19 protein-coding genes are annotated in these 18,868 nt (G+C 69.9%); 13 read left to right on the forward strand and 6 right to left on the reverse strand.

What is annotated here, in order from left to right; translation table 11 throughout:
- The first annotated feature begins 271 nt into the window (after window positions 1-271).
- Both ACI7BZ_RS19285 and ACI7BZ_RS19290 read left to right on the forward strand, forming a co-directional pair.
- Window positions 272-2,827 carry a hypothetical protein gene (locus ACI7BZ_RS19285; RefSeq protein ID WP_414118748.1) on the forward strand — a complete coding sequence of 852 codons (2,556 nt, stop codon included), beginning with the start codon at window positions 272-274 and terminating at the stop codon, window positions 2,825-2,827.
- A 203-nt stretch (window positions 2,828-3,030) separates the two neighbouring features.
- Window positions 3,031-3,456, forward strand: coding sequence for a hypothetical protein (locus tag ACI7BZ_RS19290; protein WP_414118749.1), 426 nt, complete (start codon window positions 3,031-3,033; stop codon window positions 3,454-3,456).
- A gap of 96 nt (window positions 3,457-3,552) precedes the next feature.
- On the opposite strand, the gene ACI7BZ_RS19295 is transcribed toward ACI7BZ_RS19290, so the two are convergent.
- On the reverse strand, window positions 3,553-4,455 hold the full coding sequence (locus ACI7BZ_RS19295; protein WP_414118750.1) for a peptidylprolyl isomerase: 903 nt from the start codon (window positions 4,453-4,455) through the stop codon (window positions 3,553-3,555).
- A gap of 357 nt (window positions 4,456-4,812) precedes the next feature.
- On the opposite strand from ACI7BZ_RS19295, the gene rpmF reads away from it, so the two are divergent.
- Both rpmF and ACI7BZ_RS19305 read left to right on the forward strand, forming a co-directional pair.
- Window positions 4,813-4,998, forward strand: a complete 186-nt coding sequence (rpmF, locus tag ACI7BZ_RS19300) for a 50S ribosomal protein L32 (protein WP_414118751.1) — start codon at window positions 4,813-4,815, stop codon at window positions 4,996-4,998.
- 267 nt (window positions 4,999-5,265) lie between these two features.
- Window positions 5,266-5,670: a hypothetical protein gene (locus ACI7BZ_RS19305; RefSeq protein WP_414118752.1), complete on the forward strand. Its 405-nt coding sequence runs from the start codon at window positions 5,266-5,268 to the stop codon at window positions 5,668-5,670.
- A 526-nt stretch (window positions 5,671-6,196) separates the two neighbouring features.
- Here the strand turns inward: ACI7BZ_RS19305 and phaR are convergent.
- Complete coding sequence (gene phaR, locus ACI7BZ_RS19310) at window positions 6,197-6,847, reverse strand: polyhydroxyalkanoate synthesis repressor PhaR (protein ID WP_414118753.1); 651 nt, start codon at window positions 6,845-6,847, stop codon at window positions 6,197-6,199.
- A 279-nt stretch (window positions 6,848-7,126) separates the two neighbouring features.
- On the opposite strand from phaR, the gene ACI7BZ_RS19315 reads away from it, so the two are divergent.
- Both ACI7BZ_RS19315 and phbB read left to right on the forward strand, forming a co-directional pair.
- Complete coding sequence (locus tag ACI7BZ_RS19315) at window positions 7,127-8,305, forward strand: acetyl-CoA C-acetyltransferase (protein WP_414118754.1); 1,179 nt, start codon at window positions 7,127-7,129, stop codon at window positions 8,303-8,305.
- Between the two features lie 158 nt (window positions 8,306-8,463).
- Window positions 8,464-9,186 (forward strand): acetoacetyl-CoA reductase, encoded by a 723-nt coding sequence (gene phbB, locus ACI7BZ_RS19320; protein WP_414118755.1) that lies wholly within the window; start codon window positions 8,464-8,466, stop codon window positions 9,184-9,186.
- Between the two features lie 180 nt (window positions 9,187-9,366).
- Here phbB and ACI7BZ_RS19325 read toward each other — a convergent pair whose 3' ends face one another.
- Both ACI7BZ_RS19325 and ACI7BZ_RS19330 read right to left on the reverse strand, forming a co-directional pair.
- Window positions 9,367-9,822 carry an acyl-CoA thioesterase gene (locus tag ACI7BZ_RS19325; protein ID WP_414118756.1) on the reverse strand — a complete coding sequence of 152 codons (456 nt, stop codon included), beginning with the start codon at window positions 9,820-9,822 and terminating at the stop codon, window positions 9,367-9,369.
- A gap of 66 nt (window positions 9,823-9,888) precedes the next feature.
- Complete coding sequence (locus ACI7BZ_RS19330) at window positions 9,889-10,821, reverse strand: class I SAM-dependent methyltransferase (RefSeq protein ID WP_414118757.1); 933 nt, start codon at window positions 10,819-10,821, stop codon at window positions 9,889-9,891.
- Between the two features lie 290 nt (window positions 10,822-11,111).
- Between ACI7BZ_RS19330 and ACI7BZ_RS19335 the strand changes: the two genes are divergently transcribed.
- Window positions 11,112-12,368, forward strand: coding sequence for a glycerate kinase type-2 family protein (locus ACI7BZ_RS19335; protein WP_414118758.1), 1,257 nt, complete (start codon window positions 11,112-11,114; stop codon window positions 12,366-12,368).
- Window positions 12,369-12,641: 273 nt separating this feature from the next.
- Window positions 12,642-13,271 (forward strand): GNAT family N-acetyltransferase, encoded by a 630-nt coding sequence (locus tag ACI7BZ_RS19340; protein WP_414118759.1) that lies wholly within the window; start codon window positions 12,642-12,644, stop codon window positions 13,269-13,271.
- Between the two features lie 93 nt (window positions 13,272-13,364).
- Here ACI7BZ_RS19340 and ACI7BZ_RS19345 read toward each other — a convergent pair whose 3' ends face one another.
- Complete coding sequence (locus ACI7BZ_RS19345) at window positions 13,365-13,694, reverse strand: SMR family transporter (RefSeq protein WP_414118760.1); 330 nt, start codon at window positions 13,692-13,694, stop codon at window positions 13,365-13,367.
- Window positions 13,695-13,967: 273 nt separating this feature from the next.
- On the opposite strand from ACI7BZ_RS19345, the gene ACI7BZ_RS19350 reads away from it, so the two are divergent.
- The 5 genes from ACI7BZ_RS19350 (at window position 13,968) to ACI7BZ_RS19370 (ending at window position 18,363) form a co-directional block, all read left to right on the forward strand.
- Window positions 13,968-14,972 (forward strand): L,D-transpeptidase, encoded by a 1,005-nt coding sequence (locus ACI7BZ_RS19350; protein ID WP_414118761.1) that lies wholly within the window; start codon window positions 13,968-13,970, stop codon window positions 14,970-14,972.
- Window positions 14,973-14,974: 2 nt separating this feature from the next.
- Window positions 14,975-15,883 (forward strand): penicillin-insensitive murein endopeptidase, encoded by a 909-nt coding sequence (gene mepA / locus ACI7BZ_RS19355; RefSeq protein ID WP_414118762.1) that lies wholly within the window; start codon window positions 14,975-14,977, stop codon window positions 15,881-15,883.
- Window positions 15,884-16,025: 142 nt separating this feature from the next.
- A complete protein-coding gene (locus ACI7BZ_RS19360; protein ID WP_414118763.1) occupies window positions 16,026-16,364 on the forward strand; it encodes an HdeA/HdeB family chaperone in 339 nt (112 codons plus the stop codon).
- Between the two features lie 132 nt (window positions 16,365-16,496).
- Window positions 16,497-17,408 (forward strand): alpha/beta fold hydrolase, encoded by a 912-nt coding sequence (locus ACI7BZ_RS19365; protein ID WP_414118764.1) that lies wholly within the window; start codon window positions 16,497-16,499, stop codon window positions 17,406-17,408.
- A 553-nt stretch (window positions 17,409-17,961) separates the two neighbouring features.
- Window positions 17,962-18,363, forward strand: coding sequence for a hypothetical protein (locus ACI7BZ_RS19370; protein WP_414118765.1), 402 nt, complete (start codon window positions 17,962-17,964; stop codon window positions 18,361-18,363).
- 26 nt (window positions 18,364-18,389) lie between these two features.
- On the opposite strand, the gene ACI7BZ_RS19375 is transcribed toward ACI7BZ_RS19370, so the two are convergent.
- Complete coding sequence (locus tag ACI7BZ_RS19375) at window positions 18,390-18,833, reverse strand: nucleoside deaminase (RefSeq protein WP_414118766.1); 444 nt, start codon at window positions 18,831-18,833, stop codon at window positions 18,390-18,392.
- Window positions 18,834-18,868 lie beyond the last annotated feature (35 nt).

Raw genomic sequence — 18,868 nt, forward strand, 5'->3', positions numbered from 1 at the left:
GTCTACCCCTCCCCCGCGCGAGGGGAGCCGTTCGGAACCCTCACCAGCTTGCGGGAGAGGGCAGAGAGGGGGAAGCGATGCGCCCTCCCCTGCGCCAGAGCCACGAGGAGAGGTCCGCCCCCTCCCCACCCCTCCCTCGCACGCGGGGAGGGAGCTTCGGCGCACCCGTTTCCAGGCCCGCCCACCTTCGGTCCACGGTAGCGCTTCGCATGGCGCGGCAGTCATGTTAGATATTTTATACATTTTGCGTGCGGGGGCACGGGAGGCACGCATGTTGATCGAACCCGTAGGTCCGTCCTGCCCGCCGCCGGCGCAGGCCGAGAATCCAGCGCCGGAGCCGGCGTCCTGGATCGGGCGGGCCTGGAGCCGCTGGCTCGATTTCTTCCTGATTCTCTGGGTGGTGCGCGTGCCGCTCGCCAGCGTGCTGCTGGGCCTCGCGCTGATGGCGTGGGTGACCCAGGCCCAGGACGTGATGGTGGACGTGGCCATGGCCGGCGCCCCGCTGGGCGTGCCGGCCGGGCTGTCGCGGGCCATCGTCGGCCTTCTGGCCGCGGTCTTCGTGTTCTGGGCGGTGCCTGTGCACTATGCCGCCCGGCTGCTGGTGGAAACCGATGACGGCCTCGCCCGGCGAATGGCCGAGCGCGACGCGGCCGCCCGCGCCCGCCGCCGCACGCGCGACGAAGCCGCGGGCAACGGCACCGGCGAGCCGGCGCAGGGGGCGAAGGACCTCATCTTCGCCTTGCTGGTGCGCCACGTGCCCCGCCTCTTGGGCGCCCTGCCCTTCCTGGCCTTCGCCATCGGCGCCTCCCGGGCGGTGGCCAACCTGCCCACCATCTCCGACCAGGCGGTGGTGGACGCCGCCCGCGCGCAACTGGCGCTGGTGTTCTGGACCATGCTCGCCGGCGCCGTGCTGTTCCTGCTCTATGCGGCGGCGCGCACGCGACTGACCCGGCTGGGGCGCTTCGCCGCCTTCGATGCCGCCCTCGGAGCCCGGCTTGCCCCGCTGTTCGCCCTGCTCGGCATCGCCCCCCGCCCGGGCGACGGCGCGGGTGATCTGCACGCCACCGGCCGGCTCGCCCTTTTGGCCTACGGGGTGGCGGTCATCGCCGTGCTCGCGGCAAGCCCCCTCTGGCTCGCCGCGCGGCTGCCCCTGGCTCTCGCCATTCCGCTCATCTTCGGCGGCTGGCTGCCCATCCTTTCCTACCTCTCCTCCATCGGCCGGCGCTTTCACCTGCCGCTGGTGGCCGGCCTGTTCCTGCTGGGGGCGGCGGGCATCTATATCTTCGGCGACAACCATGCGGTGCGCACCCTCACCGCCACCGACCCGGCCCACCGCCGCACCCCGCTGACCCAGGCGATCCATCAGTGGATGCGCGCCAACGGCTGCGCCGAGGCCCCCGACACCTGCCCGCGCCCGCTCATCATCGCCGCCGCCGGCGGGGCCAGCCGGGCCGGCTTCTTCACCGCCAGCGTGATCGGCCATTTCCTGGATTTCGACCAGCATCGCGCCGGCTCCGCCTTCACCCGCGCCGACGGCTCGAAGGTGACCCGCGCCGCGCGCGACGACGGGCGCTTCTCCGCCGCCGTGGAACAGGCGCTGGCGGGCCAGGACATCGCCGCCCGCATCTTCGCCATTTCCGGGGTTTCCGGCGGGTCCTACGGGGCAGCGGTGACGGCGGCGGCGCTGGAGGCCCGCGCCGGCACGGCGCCGCCCTGCCCCGCCGGCGCGCCGGCCTATTGGTATGGCGGCGCGGTTTCCGGCTGGCGCGACTGCCTGGAGGCGCTGACGGCGGGGGACTACCTGACCGCCACCTTCTTCGGCCTCGCCTTCCACGACCAGGTTCAGCTGTTCCTGCAGGATCGCGCCGCGCTGCTGGAGCGCGCCTTCGAGGCGCGGTTCGCGCAGGGCCTCGACGCCTCCGGGCAGGGGTCCGGCACCGGCGGGCGGCTCGCCGCCCCCTTCCTCGGCCCGCCGCGCGATTCCGCCCGCTGGGTGCCCTTCCTGGTGCTCAACGGCACCTCGGTGGAAACCGGCCAGCGCATCATCACCACCGACCTGCTGCCCACCTATGCGGCCAACGGCCGGTGCCCCTCCGGCGGCCCCGGCGCGGAATGCCCCATCTTCACCCACGCCATCGACTTCCATGGACTGGTGCGCTCCGACCTCGACGTGCGCATGTCCACCGCCGCCACCAACTCGGCCCGCTTCCCGGTGATCTCGCCGCCGGGCGCCATCTACCAGGTGGACACGGACGTGGTGGACCGCATCGTGGACGGCGGCTATTTCGAGAATTTCGGTGCCGAGAGCGCTCTTGAGCTTGCCCAGGCGGTGGTGGAGGTGGAGCCCCGGCTGGCGCCCTTCGTCCTCGTCATCTCCAATGATCCGGCCAGCGTGCTGACGGAGGAGCGCACCGCCCGGGGCGTGGTGGTGCCCGACGCGGACGACACCGCTTTCTTCACCGAGGCGGCCGGCCCCCTGGGCGCCATCGGCGCGGTGCGGAGCGGGCGCGGGCGGCTCGCCGTGGCGCAGGCGACCCGTTGGCTCGATGCCCGGTTTGCGCCGCGCTGCCCGGAGAATCTCGCCCACATCAAGGTGTGGCCGGAGGCGGAGGACGGGCGCTGCCCGGTGGGCACGGCGACCCCGGAGAAGATTCGCGACGTCTCCATGAGCTGGTGGCTCTCCAAGCCGGTGCAGATGAACCTGCACGCCCAGCTGGAGCCGACGCCGGACCGCTGCAACAACGCCGCCGCCGTCTCCGCCGTCTGGACCGCCCTCGCCACCCCGTCCCGGGCCTGCCTCCCGCCCGGCGGGGCCGCCCCGCCCTGACGCGGCCCGCCCCTCGCGTGGGGGCGCAATTCCCTCTTCGGCCGGCTTCAAGCCGGCGCGTTCTCTATCCTTGAGTTAGAGGGCGATTGACCGATCAAATTGATTCAATTTGATCGGATCGCGCTCTAAGCTCGCGGCGTTTCAGCCTGCCGCGGGCCGGCCCCGCGGCTTTTCATGCCTTGCCTGGATTGGAAGGAGCCGCCATGGCGCGCGCCCAGACCGCCTTTATGGCCCGTACCGCCGTTCCCGCCCGCGATGCCCTGCAGAAGGCCCTCGACGCCCTGAAGCTCCGGCTCGTCCTCGACGACGGCTATGTGCCGCTGGACTCATCGGGATACCTGCCCCGCACCCTCGACGGGGAGGATGCCGGCTTCACCATCCGCTTCCGGCCGGTGCAGGAGGAGCTTTCGGCCCAGCCGGCGCTCGCGGCCGCCCTCGCCGCGGCGGGGGAGGTGGTGGCGGTGGAGTTCAAATGGAGCGGCGACGTGCGTGAGGAGGTCAGCGCCATGGGCGTATGCGCCGCTTTGGCCGGCAGCTTCGGCGCCGTGGTGCTCGACCCCGCCACGGGGGCGCCCCTCGATGCCGCACGGCTGCTGGCGCGGGCAAAGGCCGGGCTGGACGAGCTTTAGGGCCTGATCAGAACCCCATGCGGAACGAAAGAGGGGCGCCGCAGCGCCCCTCACGCTCGAAACCTCAGGCGCCCGCCACCGGCGCGCGCCGCGGCATCACTTCTTCGCCGGATCGGCGGGAGCCGGAGCGGGAGCGGGCGCCGGAGCGGCGGCCTTCTCCATCTTGGCGTCGGCGCGTAGCTTGGTGACCATGTCGGCCTGCGCCTTGCGCACCAGATACTGCTCCACCTGGTCTTCCACCTGCTGGAAGGTGGGCACCGGCTTCTGGCGCTTGTCTTCCACCTTGATGATGTGCCAGCCGAACTGGCTCTTCACCGGATCGGACACCTGGCCCTTTTCCAGCTTGAACGCCGCCTCGGCGAATTCCGGCACCATCTGTTCCTTGGTGAAATAGCCGAGGTCGCCGCCGTCCTCGGCGCTGTCCTTGGAATTCTCCTTGGCCAGCTTGACGAAATCCTCGCCGGCCTTGGCCTTCTTGGCGATGTCCTTGGCCTTGGCCTCGTCATCCACCAGGATATGGCGGGCACGCACTTCCGGTTCGGGCGGCGCCGACTTGACGAATTCGTCATAGGTCTTGCGCTTCAGCTCGTCGGTCACGGCCGATTTCGCCACCTGCTGCATCATGGTTTCCATGAGCGCCTTGGTGCGCGCATAGGCGACGCGGCGCTGGAAGTCCGGCGTCTGGTCCAGCTTCTGCGCCTCGGCGGCCTTGGCCAGGAGGGTCATGTCGCTGAGGAAGGAGAGCACATATTCTTCACGCTGCGGCCCCTGGAGCTGGGGCGGCAGGCCGGCGCCGATGTCTTCCATGGCGATGAGGACTTCGCTCGCATGGATGGGCGTTCCGTTCACGGTGGCAACCACCGGATCGGCCGGGGCCGCCTGGGCGGCGGGCGGCGTGGCCGGAGCACCGGCCTGCGCGAACGCCGATCCGCCGAGGCCGACGGTGACGCTCGCGGCGAGAGCTGCGGCAAGAAGGGAAGAGTGGGCGGAACGCATCATGGGTCCGGTTTCCTCGGGAGTCCTCGGTCTGGCCGAAGCGGGGCGCAACCTCGCTTAGCTCTCCTCGGCTGACAAGAGGGCATTGTTGGGGCATTCAGTCCCCTGAAATCGCCGGCAAGGGCTTTCGCTCCCTGCCGGGAGCCTGTATAAGGCGCGCCTTCAATCGGGAATGCTGGCTGGAAGCGAGCCCCGCGCGAACCGCCGCCGCGGGCGGTGGCGGGTACCCGGGGTTTCGCCCCGGATAAGGCCTTTCGGGGTTTCGCCGGCGCCGGCTTCATCGCCACACGTTCCCGTGTGCAACCGTTTCGTGTTCGACAAGGCGCACTTGTGCTCGTCACGCCGTCAGGAGTTTGGACAATGGCTGTCCCCAAGAGAAAGACCTCGCCGTCCCGCCGCGGCATGCGCCGCTCGGCCGACGCGCTGAAGCAGCCCACCTATGTGGAAGACAAGGATTCGGGCGAGCTGCGCCGTCCGCACCACATCGACCTGAAGACCGGCATGTATCGCGGCCGGCAGGTGCTGAAGGCCAAGGCCGAAGCCTGACCGAGCCTGATCGGACCCCGACCGGGAGCCCACACGCGGGCTTCCGGCGCGTCCGGCCGGGAAGTTGCCGTGCCGCCGCCCCTTTTCGGGGGTCCGGCACGTCAGGGAGCCGATTCACCGCCCGGCGAAAGCCGGCGCCAGGGACCGGCCGCCCGCCGTGACCAAGCACGACGGTGACTTTCACCGCGGGATGTGCCACCCATCCCCGGCGCCGCGGCGAGGGCGAGAGAATCGTGTATCCGCGGCAGATCGGCCCGAGGAGCACCCATGCTGACGCCCATTCCGCTGCTGATCATCCCGCTGGCGATCTACAACATCCTCGTCTTTCTGATGCCCGGCACCGAGTGGGGCACCATTCTGACGACGGTTTCCATGCTCTCCGGGGCGCAGTGGACCATCACCATGGAAGAGGGCTTCATCGTCCTGTGCCTGTTCTTCCTGTTCTTCGAGATTCTCAAATCGACGCGCATCACCTCGCGCTCGCTCGTTGACCACATGCTGTCCATGCTGCTGTTCGCCGCCTCCATGGCGGAATTCCTGCTGGTGCAGCAGGCGGGCAACTCCACCTTCGCCATCCTGCTGTGCGTGATGCTGCTGGACGTGGTGGCCGGCTTCTCGGTTTCCGTGCGGGTGGCGCAGCGCGACTTCTCGGTGGAGCCGCGGTCCGAATGATCGCGCCGGGCGTGGCCCTGGCCGAAGCTGCAGAGGTCCCGGGGATGTGGCCCCCGGCCCTGAGCGGCGCGGCGCGCTGTGATCAAGGTGGGTGGGCCAACATTTCAGGCTGATTGGCGATTCGCCCGCCGGCCCCGGCACGATTCCCTAAGTCAGATGGCGATTGACCGCTCAGATGAAGCCGCAGCGCGGTGCCATATGAGCGGATCGCGCTCTAAACTCAGGAAAGAGCACGCGTTGTCCGATCGGCTTGCGATGCGAGCTGATCGGTGCGCGCTCCAAGCGGAAGCGACCGGCGGGAGCGACCGGCCGGGGTGATCGGCGGTGATTTCCGCTGCGCGGCGCCCGCTCCCGTCCTGCATGCCGCCATTCGCGGGGCCGCTCGGCCGCGCCGCACCGGCACGGGAGGTACAGGCGGCGCCCGCCTTCCGGCGGGCCACCTTGCCGCCATCCATCCCCGCAGCCGCCTGCACCCGCATCGGGGAGAAGGCCCCGGCCGTGCGCGCTGCGGGGGCGAAGGACAGCCTCAGCCGCCCTCCTCTTCCGTCTTGGTCTGCGGCTCCGGCAGGGGCGCGGGGCGGGGCACCAGCTGTTCCAGCTTCGCCTGCATGTCGGCCATCTGCCGCTTGAGCGCATCGAGCTCGCTCGGGCGCTCCGGCGCGGACGGGGCCGCCTGGGGTGTCGCGGCGGCGGTCGGCGCTTCGCCGGGCACGAGGGGTTCGTCGCCCTTGGGGAAGGGCAGGAACATGTGGAAAGCGCGCTCGAACATTTCCATGTTGCGGCGCACATGGTCGTCCAGCCCCACGAAGCCGCCCGTGGTCAGGGTCTTGGCCACGTGATCGCGAAACTTCTCCTGATCCTTGGTGAAGCTGTCGATGGAGGCTTCAAGATAGCGCGGCACCAGCATCTGCATGCTGTCGCCGTAGAAGCGGATGATCTGCCGCAGAAAAGCGATGGGGAGAAGGTTCGTCCCCTTGTTTTCCTGCTCGAAGATGATCTGCGTCAGCACCGAGTGGGTGATATCCTCGCCGTTCTTGGCGTCGTACACCACGAAATCCTCGCCGTCCTTCACCATGTTGGCGAGGTCTTCGAGGGTCACATAGGTGCTGGTCCCCGTGTTGTAGAGACGGCGGTTGGCGTATTTCTTGATGGTGACTGGCTCTGTTGACTTTGCCATCGTCCGGTCATCCGTATTCCTTGGGCGGTGCGGTACGTTAGGGCCTTTCCAGGAACAGGGCTACCCCTTATGTGCGCCGCCCGGGGCCCGGTGCCGCACCGCGGCAAGGATGCCCGCCTACAAAGGTTGAAGCTCGCGGCGCGCTGCGCCCCCTTGCCTTGATGTGGGTCATTGACACATGGTCCGCCCCGGCCACGATAGAGGCCAAGCAACGCACCCGCCAAATTCCCCAATGAGGCGCAAAGCCGCCCGCCCGATCTTCCCAGGAGAGATACCCCCATGAAGGACGAGGTCGTCATCGTCGGCGCAGCGCGCACCCCCGTCGGGTCGTTCAACGGTGCCCTCGCACCGCTGCCCGCCCATGAGCTGGGCGCCATCGCCATCAAGGCTGCGCTGGAGCGCGCCGGCCTGCCCACCGACGCCGTGAGCGAGGTGATTCTCGGCCAGGTGCTCACCGCCGGCCAGGGCCAGAACCCGGCGCGGCAGGCCTCCCTGAAGGCCGGCGTGCCCATTTCCGCCCCGGCCTATGAAGTGCAGATGGTGTGCGGCTCGGGCCTGCGCTCCGTGGCCCTCGGCGCCCAGGCCATCGCCAACGGCGACAGCGAGATCGTGGTGGCCGGCGGCCAGGAATCCATGAGCCAGTCCACCCATGCGGCGCACCTGCGCAACGGCCAGCGCATGGGTGACCTCGCCTTCGTGGACACCATGATCAAGGACGGACTGTGGGACGCCTTCAACGGCTACCACATGGGCGTGACCGCCGAGAACGTGGCCAAGGAATTCCAGATCACCCGCATCGAGCAGGACGAATTCGCCGTCGCCTCCCAGAACAAGGCGGAAGCGGCTCAGAAGGCGGGCAGGTTCAAGGACGAGATCGTCCCCGTCGTCATCTCCACCCGCAAGGGTGACGTGGTGGTGGACCAGGACGAATACATCCGCCACGGCGCCACCCTGGAAGCCATGCAGAAGCTGAAGCCGGCCTTCGCCAAGGACGGCACCGTGACCGCCGGCAACGCCTCCGGCATCAATGACGGCGCTGCCGCCGTGGTGCTCATGAGCGCCGCCAAGGCCAAGGCCGAGGGCAAGACCCCCCTGGCGCGCATCGTCTCCTGGGCCCAGGCGGGCGTGGACCCGTCCGTCATGGGCACCGGCCCCATCCCGGCCGCCAAGCTGGCCCTGGAGAAGGCGGGCTGGTCGAAGGACGACCTCGACCTGGTGGAGGCCAACGAGGCCTTCGCCGCCCAGGCCATCGCGGTCAACAAGGGCCTCGGCTGGGACACCTCCAAGGTGAATGTGAACGGCGGCGCCATCGCCATCGGCCATCCCATCGGCGCCTCGGGCACCCGCATCCTCGTGACCCTGCTGCACGAGATGCAGAAGCGCGACGCCAAGAAGGGCCTCGCCACCCTGTGCATCGGCGGCGGCATGGGCATTGCCATGTGCCTCGCCCGCGACTGAGCCATAGCCTCCGCCCCGGGCCGCGACCTTCCATCGCGGCCCGGGGTTTTTGAACAGCAACAAAGCCTTGCTAGGAACCTGCCCGGGTGTGGCCCGACCCGCCACGAGGTGTGGGTGAATCGTCTTCAGGTCGGGCCAACAGATGTGAGGAGGGAAACATGGGGCGCGTCGCATTGGTCACCGGTGGCACGCGGGGCATCGGCGAAGCGATCTCGGTGGCGCTGAAGGCCGCCGGATACACCGTCGCCGCCAATTTCGCGGGCAATGAGGAGGCCGCCAAGGCCTTCACCGAAAAGACCGGCATCCCCAGCTTCAAGTGGGACGTCTCCGATTTCGAATCCTGCAAGGCGGGCATCGCCAAGGTCGAGGCGGAGGTGGGCCCCATCGAGGTGCTGGTGAACAATGCGGGCATCACCCGTGACGGCCAGTTCCACAAGATGTCGCTGGAGCAGTGGAGCGCGGTGATCAACACCAACCTCAACTCCGCCTTCAACATGACCCGCAACGTGATCGAGGGCATGCGCGACCGCAAGTTCGGCCGCATCATCTGCATCTCGTCCATCAACGGGCAGAAGGGCCAGTTCGGCCAGACCAATTATTCCGCCGCCAAGGCCGGCGAGATCGGCTTCGTGAAGGCGCTCGCCCAGGAAACCGCCCGGCTCGGCATCACCGTGAACGCCATCGCCCCCGGCTACATCGCCACCGAGATGGTGAAGGCGGTGCCGGCGGAGGCCCTGGCGAAGATCGTGGCCACCATTCCGGTGGGCCGCCTCGGCGAGCCGGAGGACATCGCCCGCGCCGTGGTGTTCCTCGCCGCCGACGACGCCGGCTTCATCACCGGCTCCACCATGACCGTGAACGGCGCCCAGTATATCTGCTGATCGGCCCCGGTCGCCGTGACGTGTCCTGCCAACGGGCCGTGAGCGTTGCTCATGGGCCGTTGCGCAGGCCTGCTCGGCGCTTGGGTGAACCCCTTGGCCCCGGCCAAAGGCACGATCAATGGTATCATGCCCCGGCGGGTCCGGGGGCATGTGCGTTCGGGCCCTCCGGCGCAGGGCCTGTCAGACCACCAGGGCCTGCAGCAGCACCCGAACCGGCTCGGGAATCGGCACCGGCCGCTGGCTGGCCCGCTCCACATAGACATGGACGAAATGCCCCTGCGCGGCGGCGCGCGGATCGTCCCCCTGGAACAGGGCGATCTGGTAGCGCACCGAGGAGGAGCCGAGCCGGGCCACCCGCAGCCCGGCCAGCACCGGCGCCGGATAGGTGAGGCTGCGGAAATAGGTGCAGCGCGTTTCCACCACCAGGCCGATCACCGGGCTTGTCTGCGGATCGAGCACGCCGGCGGAAACGAGGTGCTCATTCACCACCGTGTCGAAATAGGAATAATAGACCACGTTGTTCACGTGGCCGTAGACATCCACATCCATCCACCGCGTGGTGATGGGCAGGATGTGGGAAAACGCTTCCTTCAGAACCGGTTCTTCCCGCCCGCCCTGGCCCGCCTGTCCGCTCATTCCCGCTCCCCCTGCGCCGGCCGCCGCGGCGGCCATTGTCCTGAATAAAGACGGGATGCCGCCGGCTCAATCCCGCCCGTCCCCGGCAGGGGGAAGCGGCACTTCCTGCGCCCCCAGCGCATCGGCCAGCCGCATCTTCGCCGAGCCGGGGCGCAGCGGCTTCGGCTGGCTCTCATGGGGCGCCCAGCCGGACAGGAAGACGATTTCGAACGTGGCGCGCACCCGCCCGTCCGCATCGGCGAAGCGCTCGCCATAGATCTGCGCCGCGCGCAGCAGCGTGGCCCGCCGCAGGGGCACGCGCCGGCGCTCGGCCAGGGCATTGGCCCCGCCCATGCGCCGCAGATCCGCGAACAGGGTGAAGGGCGAGCCATAGCGCACCACCACCCGGTCCACGTCCGTCACCGGCAGGGCGAAGCCCGCCCGCTGCAGCAGGGCGCCGAGATCGCGCACGTCGGCAAAGGGGGCGACCCGGGGGGAAAGGCCGCCGGTGGTTTCCACCTCGGCCTGGGCGAAGGCCTGCCGCAGCTCCGAAAGGCTGCCGCCCCCCAGCATGGCGGCGAGGAACAGCCCGTCCGGCCGCAGGGCCCGGCGCACCTGGGCCAGTACCCCGGGCAGGTCGTTCACCATCTGCAGCGACAGGGCCGAGACCACGAGGTCGAGGCTGCCCGCGGCGAACGGCAGAAGCTCCTCGTCCGCCACCACCGCGCCGTCGCGCCCGCCGATGCCCGCGGCCAGCGGCACCGCGGCCAGAAGCCGGCCCACCGCCCCATGGCCGGCGAGGGCACGGGCCAGGGCATCGGTGGGCGTACCGAGATCCAGCGCCGTCTCGAACCGGCGCTTCACCGCGGACAGGCGGTCCGCCACATCCTCCGCCGCCCGCTCCAGCAGGAACGGCTCGGGGCCGAGGCTTGCGGCGCGGGCGAGGCGCCGGCGCAGGAGGGGCCGGTCGAAGACCAGAGGCGGCGTGCCGCCACAGGAGGTGTCGCTCATGGCCCGCATATAGGAGCTTCCCCCGGCGGATGCACGTGATCCCGCGGGCTCTGCCCGCCGTTCCGGCCGCCCACCTTGCTGCCGGCGTTAAAGCTGCCTTTCGCCGGGCGCGCATTGATCGCGCGGCGGCAGGCCGCTAGAGCCGGATCAGCCACGGCTGAATCGTCCCGGCGTTTCAGGCGGGGCGGACGATCCGTCTCTCGCATCCCGCCTGCCGCCTCGAAAGCGGAGGCCTCATGCGGGCGGGATCGCACAAAGAACAAGCATTTTCCCCGCCGCAGCGGGGACGGGAGCGCGCCATGACGAGCCAAACCTTCTCCGACCGGGACATCCTCCTCGGCCTGTTCGATGCGGCGCTGGCCGCGGCGCTGCCCGAGGGCAAGTTCAAGGACCGCCTTCCGGCGCCGCCGAAGGGGCGCACCATCGTCATCGGCGCCGGCAAGGCCTCCGCCCGCATGGCCCGCGCCTTCGAGGCGGAATGGGGCCGCCCCTGCGAGGGGCTCATCGTCACCCGCTACGGCCATGGCTGTGAAACCCGGCACATCGAGATCGTGGAGGCGGCCCATCCGGTGCCGGACCAGGCGGGGCTGGATGCCGCCCGCCGCATTCTGGAGCTGGCGAAGGGCGCCGGGCCGGACGACCTGGTGGTGTGCCTCATGTCGGGGGGCGCCTCCTCCCTCCTCACTTTGCCGGCGGAGGGGCTGACGCTGCAGGACAAGCAGGCGCTGAACGCGGCGCTGCTGAAGTCCGGCGCGCCCATCGGGGTGATGAACCGGGTGCGCAAGTCCGTCTCCGGCATCAAGGGCGGCCGCCTTGCCGCCGCCATCGCCCCGGCCCGGGCGGTGACCTATCTCATCTCCGACGTGCCGGGGGACGACCCCGCCGCCATCGGCTCCGGCCCCACCGTGCCGGAGGCTTCCGACCCCGAGGCGGTGCTGGGCCTGATGCGCAGCTGGGGCATCGAGGTGACGGCGAAGCTGGAGGCGATCATCCGCGCCAACACCGTTTCCGGCGACACCATCCCCGGGCAGGAGGTGCACATGATCGCCACCCCGCTGATGGCCCTGAAGGCGGCGGAGGCGAAGGCGCGGGAATACGGGCTCACCCCCCTCATCCTCGGCGACGCCATCGAGGGGGAGGCGCGGGAGGCGGCCATCGTTTTTGCCGGCATCGCCCATTGCGCCAGCGCGCACGGGCTGCCGGCGGCGGCGCCCTGCGTGCTGCTCTCCGGCGGCGAGACCACGGTGACGGTGCGCGGCAAGGGGCGCGGCGGGCGTTCGGTGGAATTCCTCCTCGCTCTTGCCCTGGCGCTGAAGGGCCGGCCCGGCATCAGCGCCATCTCCTGCGATACGGACGGCGTGGACGGCACCGAGGACAATGCCGGCGCCTGGTTCGATTCGGCGGTGCTGGAGGCGGCGGCGGCGCGCGGACTGAAGCCGGCGGACGATCTCGCCAACAATGACGGCTACAGCTTCTTTGCCGCCCTCGACCGGCTGGTGATGACCGGCCCCACCCTGACGAATGTGAACGATTTCAGGGCCATACTGGTACGCTGAGGAGGTGCGGAGGGGCCCGCACGCCCCTCCCCCAGCACCTTTGGGGCGCCCATGTGGCGCAGCCCCGATGCTGCGGCGCAGCGGCGCTGCATGCATTGCATAGCTTGAGATTGCCGCCTGACTTCAGTGCCTTGCGGCCAATCCGGGGCAATTTGCGGAAGCTCCTTAACCAAAAGGTCAGGTCAATCCCATTGACCTTTGCTGCATTGCACCTAAATTCCATTGCGGAGGAACCGGGGGGCTTTCCTAGACGCCAAAAGTCTGGAGACCACGATGACCGAAGAGGTCGCACCGGGGATCATCCGCAAGCTTTGGACCGGGGAATCGGCCGCTTTCCGCGACCATCTTCTCAGGCTCGATCAGGAGAGCCGCCGGAACAGGTTCGGCTCTGCGGTGTCTGCCGAATTCATTGAGCGCTACGCGTCGCGGGTGTTCCGCACGGGCGCCATCATTCACGGCTGTTTCGTAGACGGCGAGCTGCGTGCGGCCGCCGAACTCTATCCCATGGGCGATATCTTGCCCGGAGAGGCCGAGGCGGCCTTCAGCGTGGAGCGTGAGTTCCAGAATCACGGCCTGGGAACCATTCTTCTGGAACGGGTGATTCTCTCGGCCCGCAACCGCGGCATCCGCACCCTGTGCATGAACTGCCTCGCCCACAACCGGCGGATGCAGCAGATTGCGCGCAAGTTCGACGCTGAGCTCAGCTTCGACACCGACGAGGTGGTGGCCGAGCTCACCGCCCCCTTCCCCACGGCCCTCTCGCTGGCGCAGGAAGCGGCAGCGGATGCGCAGGGCATGGCCGGCGCCGTGCTTCAGGCCCAGCGCATGGCCACCGGCCGGCTGTTCGACATGCTCATGCCCGCCGGCGCGGAGCTGGCGGAGGAACAGTTGGAAACCATCTGACCCTGTCTGCCCCCAAAGGACAGCTTGCCCCGAAAAGACGAGGCGGCGCCGGCACCACGGCGCCGCCTTTTTCGCGTGCCGGCGCGGGCGCCCTCAATGGGCGGCGCTGCGGGAGAACAGGTTGATCACCAGCACCCCGGCGATGATGAGGGCAAGGCCGGCCAAGGCCGGCAGGTCCAGCCTCTGCCCGTGATAGAACCAGGCGATGGCGGTGACGAGGACGATGCCGACCCCCGACCAGATGGCATAGGAGATGCCGACCGGGATCTCCCGCAGGGTGAGGGACAGGCAGAAGAAGGCCACCATATAGCCGGCCACCACCACCACCGAGGGCAGGAGGCGAGTAAAGCCCTCCGCGGACTTGAGCGCGGAGGTGGCCACCACTTCGGCGACGATGGCGATGGCAAGATAGAGATAGCTCATGGGGGCGCTCGCGGCAGGCCGGCGCGGCATCCGCGCCGCCGGCAGAGGAGAGGCGCCCGCCCCCGCCATGTCAATGCGACGGGGGCGTGGGTCAGCTTGGAAACGAGCGGGGCGACCGGGCGCGGCGCGGACCCCTCTCCTGCGTGCGGGGGAGGGAGCTTCGGCGCCACCCTGTTTTCAAGCCGGCCCCGCCTCCGGCGCCCCCGCATGGACATGCCGCCCCGGCCGCGCCACACATAGGCGACACGGCCGATTCGATCTTCGGGAGACCTTATGCCGCTCACGCATCTCCTCACCCGGCGCGGCGTCATGAAGCTCACCACCGCGCTGGCGGGCGGGCTCGTGGCCGATGCCCTGCTGCCTGCCATCGCCGCGGACGACCCGGACCTCGCCGCCATCCGCGCCCTGACGCCGGGCACCTATGTCTGGTATCCCGAGCGGGCGCCGGACGGCTTCGTAGCCATCGTGGTGAACCTCGCCGACCAGCGCGCCTACGTCTATCGCAACGGCGTGCGCATCGGCGTCTCCACCGTCTCCACCGGCAAGGAGGGGCACGAGACGCCCACCGGCGTCTTCACCATCCTCGGCAAGGACGTGGACCATCACTCCTCGCTCTATAACGACGCCTCCATGCCCTATACGGAGCGCCTCACCTGGTCGGGCGTGGCGCTGCATGCGGGCGGGCTGCCGGGCTATCCCTCCTCCCACGGCTGCATCCACCTGCCGCTCGCCTTCTCCAAGCTCTTGTTCGCCATCACCCATGTGGGCACCCCGGTGATCATCGCCGATGCCCACACCGCGCCGGAGGACGTGCTGCATCCCGGCCTGGTGATGAGCGAGGGGCTGGAGCAGCAGCTCGCCGTCTCCGCCACCGGCCAGGGCGCCCCGCAGGATGCCGCCGCCGCGCCGGAAGCCGTCTCCATGGTGGTGAGCCGGGCCGACCGCTCCATCACCGTGCTGCGCGGGGCGCAGACGGCGGTGCAGGGCTCGGTCACCATCCGCGACCCGGACCAGCCGCTGGGCAATGTGGTCTATGTGCTCACGCCCGCGACCGGCGGCACCCCGCGCTGGAGCGCTATTTCCTATGAAGGCGGGCAGGCGGCCCCCGGCTCCGCCCAGCAGGCCCTCGCCCGCATCACCGTAGACCCCGCCATCAACCGGCAGGTGGCGACCCTGGTGCAGCCCGGCGCCACGCTGTTCGTCACCGACCTGCCGGCCCATCCCGGCACCCGCAACGACGGCGGCTTCGTGGTGATGACCCACAAGGCCACGAGCTGACCATGCGCCGCGCGCGCCGCGCCATCCTCCTGCTGGCGCTGCTGGCCGGCCCGCCGGCCGCCCTGGCCCAGCAGCCGCCCGCCGCCGTGCCGGGCCGGCCGGCGCCGAAGGCGGTGCCCGCCAAGGAGCTGTTCGGCCGCGCCGGCACCCCCGCGCCCCTGGCCGCCCGCGCCATCGGCTTCTATTCCAAGGGCTGCCTTGCGGGGGCGCAGGCGCTGCCGGTGAACGGGCCGACGTGGCAGGTGATGCGCCTGTCGCGCAACCGCAACTGGGGCCATCCCGACCTCGTGGATTTCCTGGAGCGCTTCGCCGCCCAGGTGCCGAAGGTCTCCGGCTGGAACGGCATCCTGGTGGGCGACATGGCCCAGCCGCGCGGCGGCCCCATGCTCACCGGCCACGCCTCCCACCAGATCGGCCTGGACGCCGACATCTGGCTGACCCCGAGCCCCGGCCGCGAATTGACCCGCGACGAGCGCGAAAAGCTCTCCGCCACCATGATGGTGCGGGCCGACCGGCGCGACATCGACCCCGCCAACTGGCGCCCCGACCACTGGAAGGTGGTGCGCGCCGCCGCCCTCGACCCCGCGGTCGAACGGGTGCTGGTGAACGCCGCCATCAAGAAGGCCCTGTGCCGTGAGGCGACCGGCGACCGCGCCTGGCTCGCCCGGGTCCGCCCCTATTGGGGCCACGACTATCACATGCATGTGCGCATCTCCTGCCCCAGGGGCAACCCGGACTGCCGCGGGCAGGAGCCGCCCCCGGCGGGCGAGGGGTGCGGGGCGGAGCTGGACTGGTGGTTCACCGACGAGGTGCTCCACCCCAAGCCCGAGAAGGAGCCGGCGAAGCCCAAACCGCCCCTGACCCTGGCGGACCTGCCGGACGCCTGCGCCGCGGTGCTGGAAGCGCGATAGGCGACAAGGGTCTTCCCGGAGCGCACCTGCGGGCGCGCCGTCCACCCCCCCCCCCCCGCCGGGCCCCTGCTGGCGCCCGGCGCCGGCGCGGCGCATGATGCCGCCAAGGGCCGGAACGGCCGAAAGGAATGGGGAGGATTTCATGAGACACGGGATCGTCACACCCCGGATCGTCACACCCCGGATCGCCGCCGCGCTCCTGACCGGCGGTGTCCTGGCCGGCAGCGTCCTGGCCGGCAGCGTCCCGGCGGCGGCGGAGAAGTGGGACCTTTCCACCATGACCTGCCAGCAGTTCATGCAGGCCGACAAGCCGACGATCACACTCATCCTGACCTGGCTGGATGCCTACTACAAAGACGACGACGCGCCCCCGGTGATCGACACGGACACCTTCGTGAAGAATGCCGAGAAGCTCGGCGCCTTCTGCGCCACCTCCCCCAGCCTGGGGCTGATCACCGCCGCGGACGAGGTATTCGACTGAGCGCGGGCCGCCGCCGCGGCACGACGCCAGACGCCCGCCCGGCGCGCGCCGTTTTCATCGCCCATCCTTCGCCCCATCCTTCGCCCCATGCACGTCCGCCGCGGGCAAATGCCCGGCGGCGAGGAGGAGCCCATGACCGATCTGACCGACCTCTTTCCCGGCTTCGCCTCCCATTACGTGGACACGAAGGCCGGCCGCATCTTCCTGCGGCAGGGGGGCGCCGGATCGCCCCTGCTGCTGCTGCACGGCTTTCCGCAGAGCCATGTCATGTGGCATCGCATGGCGCAAAAGCTGGCGCAGACCCACACCCTGATCATCCCCGACCTGCCCGGCTACGGCTGGAGCGCGGCGCCCGCCCCGGCGCCGGGGGCGGACCATGCGCCCTATTCCAAGCGCGCCATGGCCGCCGCCATGGTGGAGATGATGGAGCATCTGGGCTTCGCCCACTTCGCCCTCATGGGCCACGATCGCGGCGCCCGGGCCGGATACCGCCTCGGTCTCGACCATCCCGGCCGGCTCGACCGGCTGGTGGTGCTGGACATCGTGCCCACCTATGTCATGTGGCACCGGATGGACCGGGCGCGGGCGCTGCAGGTCTACCACTGGTCGATGCTGGCCCAGCCCCACCCGCTGCCGGAGAAGCTGGTGGGCGGCCATCCCGGCTGGTTCCTCGACTGGACCATGGCAAGCTGGACCGCGGCGAAGAACCTTTCCGCCTTCGATACCCGGGCCATGGCCCATTATCGCGCCGCCATCTCCTCGCCGGACCGCCTCCACGCCATGTGCGAGGACTACCGCGCCGGCGCCACCATCGACCTTGCCCATGACGAGGCGGACATCGCCGCCGGCCGCACCCTCTCCTGCCCCGTCTTCACCGTGTGGGGCGCGGCGGGCATTCCCAGCCGGGGGGTGAGCCCGCTGGATGCCTGGCGGGTGCTGGCGCCCGGCATCGAGGGCACGGCGGTGGAGTCCGGCCATTTCGTGGCCGAGGAAGCGCCCGAGGCGACGCTGGCGGCGGTCGGCCCCTTCCTCGCGGAGGCATAGGGCGGCCGCCTGTCCTGATCCCGGCGCCGCGGCCGAACCACTACTCTTTGATCTGGTGGCTCACCTTTTCGAAACGGATGGGTCCCATCCGTTTCGGTTGATCCACTGGGTCCGCGACGCGTTTTTTCCACGCCCTGCGCAGCATCCCTCAAACAGTGGATGCGGGCGCGGGTGGAGCGTCTATTCTTTGCTGCGAGCCGGAAAGATTTCGCACGCCCCTCTTCCTGCAGCGGTGTCCGCTTCACTCCGGCTCTTCGTTCCGGCCGCCATCGCAAGGGCCGGACACGGGGTCTGGAGCGCGGTTTCCCGCACAGGTCGAGCCGGCCTGGCCGGACCCGCTCCAGGCTGAAGCCCGGAGCCGGATCTGCGCAGGCCGAGACAGGCCGCGCAGGCCCGTCGCCACCCAGTGAAGCGAGACCGCTTCTGCCGGCCGGACCGCAGCGCGTTCCGGCCGCAGCGGGCTCATGCGCCGTGCGAGCGACTTTCGCGGCAAAAAGGCCTCGCACCCTCAACCCACCACGAAGTTCCGTTGATGGACGACGGAGGGGTCGCCATGACCAGATTGATGAACCTGCCCGGCATCGCCCTGGGCTCCCTGATCGCCGCCGGCATCTTCTTCGCGCCGGCCGCCGCCGAAGCCGGCTGCCGCATCTTCCAGCACCGCGACTATGGCGGCTCCGGCTACACGCTGGGCAATCTCGACCGCATGAAGATGGTGCGGGGCGAGAGCCTGGGCTGCACCACCAACGGCCACGGCGGCGGCTGCGAGAGTGTGATCTACGATCCCTCGTGGAACGATCAGGTCTCCTCCTTCAAGGTGACCCGCGGCTGCACGCTGACCCTCTGGCAGCATGTCAACCAGGGCGGCGCCCGCTTCCGCTCCAGCCGCAGCTACACCTATGTAGGCAGCGGCTGGAACGACGAGGCCTCCGAAGCCCTGTGCGTGTGCCGCTGAGCTCCCGGCTCCCGGCGGCACGGGGTCTATCGGCGGGCGCGGAAGAAGGCCTTGAGCACTTCCGACGCCTGCCGCTCGGCAATGCCGCCATAGACCTCGGGCACATGGTGGCAGGTGGGCTGCGAGAAGAAGCGCGGCCCATGCTCCACGCCGCCGCCCTTGGGATCGGCGGCGCCGAAATAAAGCCGGCGGATGCGGGCGAAGGACAGCGCCGCCGCGCACATGGCGCAGGGCTCCAGCGTCACGTAGAGATCGCAATTGGTGAGCCGCTCGGACTTCAGCAGCGCACCGGCCGCGCGCAACACCAGGATTTCCGCATGGGCGGTGGGATCGTTCAGCTCCCGGGTGCGGTTGCCGTCGCGGGCGACCACCTCGTTGCCGCGCACCAGCACCGCCCCCACCGGAACCTCGCCCCGCTCCGCGGCGGCCCGCGCCTCGTTCAGCGCCATCTGCATGAAGGTGCCCGACATGATGCCTCTGCGCTTGCCGCGCTCGCCGCGCCGCC

It is taken from the genome of Xanthobacter sp. AM11 (assembly GCF_047444035.1).
Lineage (GTDB): Bacteria > Pseudomonadota > Alphaproteobacteria > Rhizobiales > Xanthobacteraceae > Xanthobacter.

Coding starts and splice junctions, on each gene's coding strand:
- phaR (WP_414118753.1), bottom strand. CDS start 6,847: ATGGCAAAGTCAACAGAGCCAGTCACCATCAAGAAATACGCCAACCGC.
- ACI7BZ_RS19305 (WP_414118752.1), top strand. CDS start 5,266: ATGCTGACGCCCATTCCGCTGCTGATCATCCCGCTGGCGATCTACAAC.
- ACI7BZ_RS19365 (WP_414118764.1), top strand. CDS start 16,497: ATGACCGATCTGACCGACCTCTTTCCCGGCTTCGCCTCCCATTACGTG.
- ACI7BZ_RS19330 (WP_414118757.1), bottom strand. CDS start 10,821: ATGCGGGCCATGAGCGACACCTCCTGTGGCGGCACGCCGCCTCTGGTC.
- ACI7BZ_RS19315 (WP_414118754.1), top strand. CDS start 7,127: ATGAAGGACGAGGTCGTCATCGTCGGCGCAGCGCGCACCCCCGTCGGG.
- ACI7BZ_RS19335 (WP_414118758.1), top strand. CDS start 11,112: ATGACGAGCCAAACCTTCTCCGACCGGGACATCCTCCTCGGCCTGTTC.
- rpmF (WP_414118751.1), top strand. CDS start 4,813: ATGGCTGTCCCCAAGAGAAAGACCTCGCCGTCCCGCCGCGGCATGCGC.
- ACI7BZ_RS19340 (WP_414118759.1), top strand. CDS start 12,642: ATGACCGAAGAGGTCGCACCGGGGATCATCCGCAAGCTTTGGACCGGG.
- ACI7BZ_RS19345 (WP_414118760.1), bottom strand. CDS start 13,694: ATGAGCTATCTCTATCTTGCCATCGCCATCGTCGCCGAAGTGGTGGCC.
- ACI7BZ_RS19360 (WP_414118763.1), top strand. CDS start 16,026: ATGAGACACGGGATCGTCACACCCCGGATCGTCACACCCCGGATCGCC.
- ACI7BZ_RS19350 (WP_414118761.1), top strand. CDS start 13,968: ATGCCGCTCACGCATCTCCTCACCCGGCGCGGCGTCATGAAGCTCACC.
- ACI7BZ_RS19375 (WP_414118766.1), bottom strand. CDS start 18,833: ATGTCGGGCACCTTCATGCAGATGGCGCTGAACGAGGCGCGGGCCGCC.
- ACI7BZ_RS19370 (WP_414118765.1), top strand. CDS start 17,962: ATGACCAGATTGATGAACCTGCCCGGCATCGCCCTGGGCTCCCTGATC.
- ACI7BZ_RS19290 (WP_414118749.1), top strand. CDS start 3,031: ATGGCGCGCGCCCAGACCGCCTTTATGGCCCGTACCGCCGTTCCCGCC.
- ACI7BZ_RS19325 (WP_414118756.1), bottom strand. CDS start 9,822: ATGAGCGGACAGGCGGGCCAGGGCGGGCGGGAAGAACCGGTTCTGAAG.
- ACI7BZ_RS19295 (WP_414118750.1), bottom strand. CDS start 4,455: ATGATGCGTTCCGCCCACTCTTCCCTTCTTGCCGCAGCTCTCGCCGCG.
- ACI7BZ_RS19285 (WP_414118748.1), top strand. CDS start 272: ATGTTGATCGAACCCGTAGGTCCGTCCTGCCCGCCGCCGGCGCAGGCC.
- mepA (WP_414118762.1), top strand. CDS start 14,975: ATGCGCCGCGCGCGCCGCGCCATCCTCCTGCTGGCGCTGCTGGCCGGC.
- phbB (WP_414118755.1), top strand. CDS start 8,464: ATGGGGCGCGTCGCATTGGTCACCGGTGGCACGCGGGGCATCGGCGAA.